The organism is Dyella sp. KRB-257, assembly GCF_049445995.1.
Lineage (GTDB): Bacteria > Pseudomonadota > Gammaproteobacteria > Xanthomonadales > Rhodanobacteraceae > Dyella_A.
In genome coordinates this window covers 1-5,332 of sequence record NZ_JBMSDZ010000044.1, presented here as the reverse complement: position 1 = coordinate 5,332, position 5,332 = coordinate 1, and the positions used below count along the sequence as shown (strand labels likewise).

The window sequence follows — 5,332 nt, the reverse complement described above, 5'->3', positions numbered from 1 at the left end:
CACAGCGAAGCGTCTTGGGGTTATATGGTCAAGCCGCACGGCGCATTAGTACGCGTAAGCTCAATGCATTGCTGCACGTCCACATCGCGCCTATCAACCACCTGGTCTTGATGGTGCCTTGAGGAGAGTCGAGCTCTCGGGAGATCTCATCTTGGGGCGTGCTTCCCGCTTAGATGCTTTCAGCGGTTATCACTTCCGTTCATAGCTACCGGGCAATGCCTCTGGCGAGACAACCCGAACACCAGCGGAACGTCCACTCCGGTCCTCTCGTACTAGGAGCAGCCCCCCTCAAATCTCCAACGCCCACGACAGATAGGGACCGAACTGTCTCACGACGTTCTGAACCCAGCTCGCGTACCACTTTAAATGGCGAACAGCCATACCCTTGGGACCGGCTACAGCCCCAGGATGTGATGAGCCGACATCGAGGTGCCAAACACCGCCGTCGATATGAACTCTTGGGCGGTATCAGCCTGTTATCCCCGGAGTACCTTTTATCCGTTGAGCGATGGCCCTTCCATACAGAACCACCGGATCACTAAGACCTACTTTCGTACCTGCTTGATCCGTCGATCTCGCAGTCAAGCACGCTTATGCCTTTGCACACAGTGCGCGATGTCCGACCGCGCTGAGCGTACCTTCGTGCTCCTCCGTTACTCTTTGGGAGGAGACCGCCCCAGTCAAACTACCCACCATACACGGTCCCTGACCCGGATCACGGGCCGAGGTTAGAACGTCAAGCACTTCAGGGTGGTATTTCAAGGATGGCTCCACGCAAACTGGCGTCTGCGCTTCAAAGCCTCCCACCTATCCTACACAGAAGAACTCAACGTTCAGTGTAAAGCTATAGTAAAGGTTCACGGGGTCTTTCCGTCTTGCCGCGGGAACGCTGCATCTTCACAGCGATTTCAATTTCACTGAGTCTCGGGTGGAGACAGCGCCGCTGTCGTTACGCCATTCGTGCAGGTCGGAACTTACCCGACAAGGAATTTCGCTACCTTAGGACCGTTATAGTTACGGCCGCCGTTTACTGGGGCTTCGATCAAGAGCTTCGCCTTGCGGCTGACCCCATCAATTAACCTTCCAGCACCGGGCAGGCGTCACACCCTATACGTCCACTTTCGTGTTTGCAGAGTGCTGTGTTTTTGATAAACAGTCGCAGCGGCCAGGTTACTGCGACCCTTCGATGCTCAGTCACGCACGTGACCACACCAAAGGGCGCACCTTCTCCCGAAGTTACGGTGCCATTTTGCCTAGTTCCTTCACCCGAGTTCTCTCAAGCGCCTTGGGATTCTCACCCTGCCTACCAGTGTCGGTTTACGGTACGGTTTCTCTCAAGCTGAAGCTTAGTGGCTTTTCCTGGAAGCGTGGTCTCAGTCACTTCGTCCCATAGGACTCGTCTCGGTGCTCGGCATAAAGGGTCCCGGATTTGCCTAAGACCCATGCCTACCGCCTTTCCCCGGGACAACCAACGCCCGGTAGACCTAACCTTCTCCGTCCCCACATCGCACTTGAGAAAAGTGCAGGAATATTAACCTGCTTCCCATCGACTACGCATTTCTGCCTCGCCTTAGGGGCCGACTCACCCTGCGCCGATGAACGTTGCGCGAGGAAACCTTGGGCTTTCGGCGTGGGGGCTTTTCACCCCCATTATCGTTACTCATGTCAGCATTCGCACTTCCGATACCTCCAGCAGACCTCTCGATCCACCTTCGCAGGCGTACGGAACGCTCCTCTACCGCGCACATTGCTGTGCACCCCGAGCTTCGGTGTAGTGCTTAGCCCCGTTAAATCTTCCGCGCAGACCGACTCGACCAGTGAGCTATTACGCTTTCTTTAAAGGGTGGCTGCTTCTAAGCCAACCTCCTGGCTGTCTATGCCTTTCCACATCGTTTTCCACTTAGCACTAACTTGGGGACCTTAGCTGCGGGTCTGGGTTGTTTCCCTTTTCACGACGGACGTTAGCACCCGCCGTGTGTCTCCCGGATAGTCTGTCCTGGTATTCGGAGTTTGCCATGGTTTGCTAAGTCGCGATGACCCGCTAGCCATAACAGTGCTCTACCCCCAGGAAGATTCGTCCGAGGCGCTACCTAAATAGCTTTCGAGGAGAACCAGCTATCTCCGAGTTTGTTTAGCCTTTCACTCCTATCCTCAGCTCATCCCCATCTATTGCAACAGATGTGGGTTCGGTCCTCCAGTGCGTGTTACCGCACCTTCAACCTGGCCAAGGATAGATCACTCGGTTTCGGGTCTACTGCCAGAGACTATGCGCCCTATTCAGACTCGGTTTCCCTTCGCCTCCCCTAGACGGTTAAGCTCGCCACTGACAGTAAGTCGCTGACCCATTATACAAAAGGTACGCAGTCACCCGGAACTTTTAAGGGTCCGCGGGCTTCCACTGCTTGTACGTATACGGTTTCAGGGTCTATTTCACTCCCCTCTCCGGGGTTCTTTTCGCCTTTCCCTCACGGTACTAGTTCGCTATCGGTCAGTCAGGAGTATTTAGCCTTGGAGGATGGTCCCCCCATGTTCAGACAGGGTTTCTCGTGCCCCGCCTTACTCAATTTCACACACCATGCCCTTTCGTCGACTGGGCTATCACCATCTATGGCCGGCCTTTCCAGACCGTTTGACTAGAACAAAGTGTGCTTTTGGGCTGCTCCGCGTTCGCTCGTCGCTACTGACGGAATCTCGGTTGATTTCTTTTCCTCCGGGTACTTAGATATTTCAGTTCCCCGGGTTCGCCCTGCATGGCTATGTATTCACCATGCAGTACTGCTTGCGCAGTGGGTTTCCCCATTCGGACATTGCCGGATCAAAGCTTGTTGCCAGCTCCCCGACACTTTTCGCAGGCTGCCACGTCCTTCATCGCCTCTGACTGCCAAGGCATCCACCGTATACGCTTGGTTCGCTTGACCATATAACCCCAAGTCGCCTCGGGGCCGTCCCGTCGCCAGGACCTGCCAAAGAACCGTTTCGCTACATTTGCCTCAACGACACATCTCGGTTCGGTTTCGAACCAAAACGCTTGTCACTCGTTTACGTTTTCAAAGAACACCACGCCGGCCTCAACGCCGGTGGGCTTCAAAATCTTTTGTGTGCGCTACACATCCATCGGAAGGTCGTTCAACACTGGTGGAGCCAGTCGGGATCGAACCGACGACCCCCTGCTTGCAAAGCAGGTGCTCTCCCAGCTGAGCTATGGCCCCAAAACTCGGGAGTACGCATCCCGACTTCCTCAACACCCATCGAAGCGATGGTTTTCTTGAAGAGTCCGCACAGGGAGGTGCGGGATTTTGCGCGGGAAGCGCATCTGGTGGTGGTGGGTCTGGGAGGACTCGAACCACCGGCCTCACCCTTATCAGGGGTGCGCTCTAACCACCTGAGCTACAGACCCATAAAGCTTCCGGTCAAAACGACCAAACACGCCGACGTGGCGTGCGGATGTGCAGGTGAATTGTGTGGAAGCCTTGCAGCAGCGAACGCTGCCTGTCTCGAAAGGAGGTGATCCAGCCGCACCTTCCGATACGGCTACCTTGTTACGACTTCACCCCAGTCATGAACCACTCCGTGGTCGTCGTCCCCCTTGCGGTTAGACTAACGGCTTCTGGAGCAACTCACTCCCATGGTGTGACGGGCGGTGTGTACAAGGCCCGGGAACGTATTCACCGCAGCATAGCTGATCTGCGATTACTAGCGATTCCGACTTCACGAAGTCGAGTTGCAGACTTCGATCCGGACTGGGATCGGCTTTCTGGGATTGGCTCCACCTCGCGGTATGGCAACCCTCTGTACCGACCATTGTAGTACGTGTGTAGCCCTGGCCGTAAGGGCCATGATGACTTGACGTCATCCCCACCTTCCTCCGGTTTGTCACCGGCAGTCTCCTTAGAGTTCCCACCTTTACGTGCTGGCAACTAAGGACAAGGGTTGCGCTCGTTGCGGGACTTAACCCAACATCTCACGACACGAGCTGACGACAGCCATGCAGCACCTGTGTTCGCATTCCCGAAGGCACTCCCGCATCTCTGCAGGATTCGCGACATGTCAAGGCCAGGTAAGGTTCTTCGCGTTGCATCGAATTAAACCACATACTCCACCGCTTGTGCGGGCCCCCGTCAATTCCTTTGAGTTTCAGTCTTGCGACCGTACTCCCCAGGCGGCGAACTTAACGCGTTAGCTTCGACACTGATCTCCGAGTTGAGACCAACATCCAGTTCGCATCGTTTAGGGCGTGGACTACCAGGGTATCTAATCCTGTTTGCTCCCCACGCTTTCGTGCCTCAGCGTCAGTGTTGTCCCAGATGGCCGCCTTCGCCACTGATGTTCCTCCCGATCTCTACGCATTTCACCGCTACACCGGGAATTCCACCATCCTCTGACACACTCTAGCCTGCCAGTATCCACTGCCATTCCCAGGTTGAGCCCGGGGATTTCACAGCAGACTTAACAAACCGCCTACGCACGCTTTACGCCCAGTAATTCCGATTAACGCTTGCACCCTTCGTATTACCGCGGCTGCTGGCACGAAGTTAGCCGGTGCTTATTCCTCAGGTACCGTCAGCCCCACCGGGTATTCGCCGGTGGTATTTCGCTCCTGATAAAAGTGCTTTACAACCCGAAGGCCTTCTTCACACACGCGGCATTGCTGGATCAGGCTTGCGCCCATTGTCCAATATTCCCCACTGCTGCCTCCCGTAGGAGTCTGGACCGTGTCTCAGTTCCAGTGTGGCTGATCATCCTCTCAGACCAGCTATCGATCGTCGCCTTGGTGAGCCGTTACCTCACCAACCAGCTAATCGAACATCGGTCCGTCCAACCGCGCAAGGCCCGAAGGTCCCCTGCTTTCTCCCGTAGGACGTATGCGGTATTAGCGTAAGTTTCCCTACGTTATCCCCCACGTCTGGGTAGGTCCCGATGCATTACTCACCCGTCCGCCACTCGCCACCCAGGGAGCAAGCTCCCCTGTGCTGCCGTTCGACTTGCATGTGTTAGGCATGCCGCCAGCGTTCAATCTGAGCCAGGATCAAACTCTTCACTTAAGTTGTCGACAACTTCGTCCTTGCGAACGAAAGCCGTCTATCTTTCCGAAGGGTGATCCCAACATAAAACGTCATTGCTGACTTGTATGTCGGACCCTTGCATTGCTTGGACAGTCATTCCGTCCGCTGCAAGGCGTCCACACAAGTCACCTGCGCACACTGTCAAAGATCAACCACTTGCAGTCCGTTTCTCGAACCGCTCCGAAGCATTTCGCCCCGGGTGAGCCGCACATTCTACATCGATCTTCCACCTCGTCAACACCTGCGCGAATTGTTTTTTCGCTTCGTCG

General features: G+C 55.4%; 2 tRNA genes and 2 rRNA genes. All 4 read right to left on the bottom strand.

The window, feature by feature from the left end:
- Positions 1-24 precede the first annotated feature (24 nt).
- A 23S ribosomal RNA gene (locus ACO2Q2_RS17270) occupies positions 25-2,918 on the bottom strand.
- A gap of 215 nt (positions 2,919-3,133) precedes the next feature.
- A tRNA-Ala gene (locus ACO2Q2_RS17265) sits at positions 3,134-3,209 on the bottom strand.
- Between the two features lie 111 nt (positions 3,210-3,320).
- Positions 3,321-3,397: transfer RNA gene (locus ACO2Q2_RS17260), tRNA-Ile, on the bottom strand.
- A 100-nt stretch (positions 3,398-3,497) separates the two neighbouring features.
- A 16S ribosomal RNA gene (locus ACO2Q2_RS17255) occupies positions 3,498-5,042 on the bottom strand.
- The 16S and 23S rRNA genes sit together here with 2 tRNA genes alongside, the layout of an rRNA operon.
- Between the last annotated feature and the right edge of the window lie 290 nt (positions 5,043-5,332).